This window comes from Streptomyces sp. NPDC046900 (genome assembly GCF_040644975.1).
GTDB lineage: Bacteria > Actinomycetota > Actinomycetes > Streptomycetales > Streptomycetaceae > Streptomyces.
On the sequence record NZ_JBEYXD010000215.1, the window covers coordinates 1 to 3,271 of the forward strand.

Annotated in this window: 5 protein-coding genes and 1 pseudogene; 3 read left to right on the forward strand and 3 right to left on the reverse strand. The window is 68.2% G+C overall.

Translation table 11 applies throughout. From position 1 onward, the window contains the following. Positions 1–318, forward strand: a 318-nt coding sequence (locus ABZ904_RS50905; RefSeq protein WP_361831130.1) for a hypothetical protein, incomplete at its 5' end; no start/stop codon positions are given. On the opposite strand, the gene ABZ904_RS50910 is transcribed toward ABZ904_RS50905, so the two are convergent. After that, positions 312–842, reverse strand: a complete 531-nt coding sequence (locus ABZ904_RS50910) for a hypothetical protein (protein WP_361006223.1) — start codon at positions 840–842, stop codon at positions 312–314. The genes ABZ904_RS50905 and ABZ904_RS50910 overlap by 7 nt on opposite strands. A 137-nt stretch (positions 843–979) precedes the next feature. Here ABZ904_RS50910 and ABZ904_RS50915 point away from each other — a divergent pair, with 137 nt between their 5' ends. Further along, a complete protein-coding gene (locus tag ABZ904_RS50915) occupies positions 980–1,591 on the forward strand; it encodes a sigma-70 family RNA polymerase sigma factor (protein WP_359411298.1) in 612 nt (203 codons plus the stop codon). After that, entirely contained in the window at positions 1,572–2,345 is a 774-nt protein-coding gene (locus ABZ904_RS50920; RefSeq protein ID WP_361831134.1) for a hypothetical protein, read from the forward strand. The genes ABZ904_RS50915 and ABZ904_RS50920 overlap by 20 nt, the downstream gene beginning before the upstream one ends. Before the next feature lie 33 nt (positions 2,346–2,378). On the opposite strand, the gene ABZ904_RS50925 is transcribed toward ABZ904_RS50920, so the two are convergent. Beyond that, positions 2,379–2,807, reverse strand: a complete 429-nt coding sequence (locus tag ABZ904_RS50925; RefSeq protein ID WP_361006217.1) for a VOC family protein — start codon at positions 2,805–2,807, stop codon at positions 2,379–2,381. 303 nt (positions 2,808–3,110) lie between these two features. Beyond that, positions 3,111–3,271: pseudogene (locus ABZ904_RS50930) on the reverse strand (IS701 family transposase); the annotation flags it as partial.

Genomic DNA, 3,271 nt, shown 5'->3' on the forward strand with positions numbered 1-3,271 from the left:
CTGATCCTCGAAGAAGATCAGGATGATCAGAAGATCGCGAAGTGGGTCACCGTTCATCCGCCGATCAGCGGTCCGTTTTCACCCGTCGCCGAGAGAGCTACCGGCCAGACCGTGCACGTCCCGCGGACGCGTGAGACCGTGAGGCCACCCAGGACAGCGGGCACGCCAAACGGAGGCGACAGACCCGACTGCGCCAAGGTGACCAACTCACGCTGTTCCCCGACCTCGAAGACCGTTCGCGAGGTCACCGGACCACCTCATGTCCGGATTTTGGCGAGTTGGCCAACACTGGCCAACAACGCTAAGGACGGTCAGTAGCCGTAACCGCTGTTGCCGTTTTCCTGCGTGGACGGGGCCGCTGGGGCCGCCTTCTTGATCGCGGCACCTTGTGCGTCCAGGGCGTACCAAATGCCGTCGATGCCCTGCCCCTTGACGTCGCCGGCAGCCCGGTCGCCGGCGTAGTAGTACAGCGGGTGGCCGGCGTACGTCACCTGCATCCGGCTGCTGCCGCGCGTCGTGCTTATCAGGGCGGCGTCGACGCCGTCGCCTGCCTTCGGCTTGCCCTTCATGGGCGGCCAGAGCTTGAGGCAGGCCGCGTCACAGTCCATGGAGTCGGTGTTCTTCCCGTCTTCGGTGAACAGGTACAGCGTCCGTCCGCCGCCGTCCACGAGCACGGTGCCCAGGGGCGAGTCGCTCGTCCTTACGGTGGAGGTGTCCATGGCCGGCGCCGGCGCCTCGTTTCGCGCCCCGCTGCCGTTGTCACCGCCCCCTCCGCCACAGCCGGCCAGCGCGAGCGCTGCCACGAGCGCGAACCCGGTCGCGGTGATCCTTCCTCGATTCATGCTCTCTTCGTCCCTTCTCGCATGTCGTACGGGCCAGTCACGGGGTTGTACGAGCGAGCCCGTCCGAGGGATTGCGCCGCGCTACCGGAAACCTCTCGGCGGCTTGTTCAATCCCTTCGCCCGGCTCGTACGTACACATGGGTGTGGTGCTGTTCTCACGCGCGAACCGGGTCGACGACGTCACACTCGTCGCTGGCTTCGCGCTGGGCGACGAGCAGGCTTCCGTCGCTTTCGTCAGACGTTTCCAGGACGCTGTGTACGGCCTCGCGTTGTCGGTGACCCGGGAGCCGGCCCTCGCCGAGGACGTGAGCCAGGAGGTGTTCGTACGGGCCTGGCGTGCGGCGGGCAGCTACGATCCCCGGCGCGCCTCGGTGCTCACCTGGCTCCTGACGATCACCCGGAACGCCGCCATCGACGCTATCCGGGCCCGTCGGGCCATGCCCGCTCCGGCCGAGACCCTGGAACGGCTCATCGACGTGACCCTCCGCTTCGACGCCGGGTCCGACGATCCCGAGCGCCTTGCCCTGACCGCCCTGGAGAGCGAACGTGCCCTGCACCGGCTGCGCGCCCTGCCGGTCGAGCAGGCCCGCGCCGTGGCACTCGCCGTGATCGGCGGCTGCACCGCCGCCGAGGTCGGCCGGCACGAGAACATCCCCCTCGGCACCGCCAAGACCCGCATCCGCACCGGCCTGCGAAGGCTGCGCGACTCGCTGAAGGAGGAACGCCGCGATGGCACGCCACCTCGATGAGGACGAACTGATCGGCCTGGCGCTCGGCACCCTCCCCGGCCAACCGGCCGAACTGCTGCGTCACCTCGCCGACTGCCCTGGCTGCCACTCGGCCTACGGCGACGTCTCGGCGACCGTGGATGCGGTACTGCCGGCCGCCCCTTCGCTTGCCGCTCCGGCCGGATTCGAGGCACGGGTTCTCAACCGCCTGGAGCTCGGCCGACCCACCGGTCCGCGCCGGCGGTATCGGATGCTGCCGCGTCGGTCCTCCGCCGCGCGCGGTACCTCCCCGGCGCCGGAGGACCGGCGGTCCACCCCGCCCGGCCCGGACCAGGCACCGCTCCGCCGCTTCTCCGCCCGTCGCCGCTCCTACCGGACACCGCTGCTGATCGCCGCGGCCGCGGCCGTCGGGATCTGCCTGGGAGGCGTCGGCGTCGCCGTGCTCGGCCGGGACGCCGCTACGGTCCACGTGGTCCCGAGCCTTCACGGAGCATCCCTGGTCACCGCCTCGGGAGCATCGGTGGGCACGGTGGAACCGAGCCGGGCCGGCGACGACCGCGTCGTGGTCATGCAGATCACGGCCGGTCGCCCCGGCACGCACTACACTTGCCGGCTCCTGCTGAAGGACGGCTCCACCCGTGACGTCGGCGCCTGGTGGATGCCGGCCTCCGGGCAGGTCACCTGGATCGCCTATGGGGCCGCCGACAAGATCGACGGTGTCGAGCTGGTGACGGACGACGGCCAAGTCTGGTCGTCGGCCGACCTCAACGGCTAGGGCGGCTCCCCACCTCTCCGGCTCGGAGAATGGTCAGTCGATACAGAACTCGTTGCCCTCGATGTCCAGCATCGGGATGCACGCATCATTGCCGTCGTACAGCGTTCGCACGTGTACCGCGCCGAGCGGGACCAGTCGCGCACATTCGGCCTCGAGTGCGGCGAGGCGCGCTTCACCCACGAGACCGGTGCCGACCCGCACGTCAAGATGCACCCGGTTCTTGACGGCCTTCCCTTCGGGGACGCGCTGGAAGTACAGCCGCGGGCCCACTCCTGAGGGATCTATGCAGGCGAACCATGAATCCCGCTGCTCAGGTGGTTGCGAACGATTGAAATCGTCCCACGTGGCAAACCCCTCCGGTGGTGGCGGTACGACGTACCCCAACACCTCGCACCAGAAGCGAGCGAGGCGCTCAGGTTCTGCGCAGTCAAAGGTGACTTGAAACTTCTTGATCGCTGACATCGGCGCACCATAGCAAGGGGACTCCGCCGCTCATATCCCCAGGCGGATCCACTCGCCACCCGTCGCGCCCTGGGCCACCTTGTAGACCAAGTGATCAAACCGGACGGTCCACGAGAACGACGCGACGTGGCAGCGGAGGGCCCCAGTGGTCCCCAGGATCCAGTCCTGACCAATCCCCCTCGTGCCATGATCAGTTGCGGGACAATCCTCAGCTAGTAGGACTCCGTTAGGTCTGTCTTGATCTTGGTGCCGTCTTGTTGGGAAGAAGCTGGTGGCAGGTGGTGCAGGTGCCGGTCCAGCAGTTCAGGAGGTCCTGGATGGCGTCGAGGATCTGGGAGAGGGCGAGTTCGCTGTATCGGCTTTTGGGGCCAGCCGCTGCTCGGTGAGGAAGGCATGGGCGGCGGTGACCAGGGTGGCGTGGTGGTGCCAGCCGTTCCAGGAGCGGCCTTCGAAGTGGTCCAGGC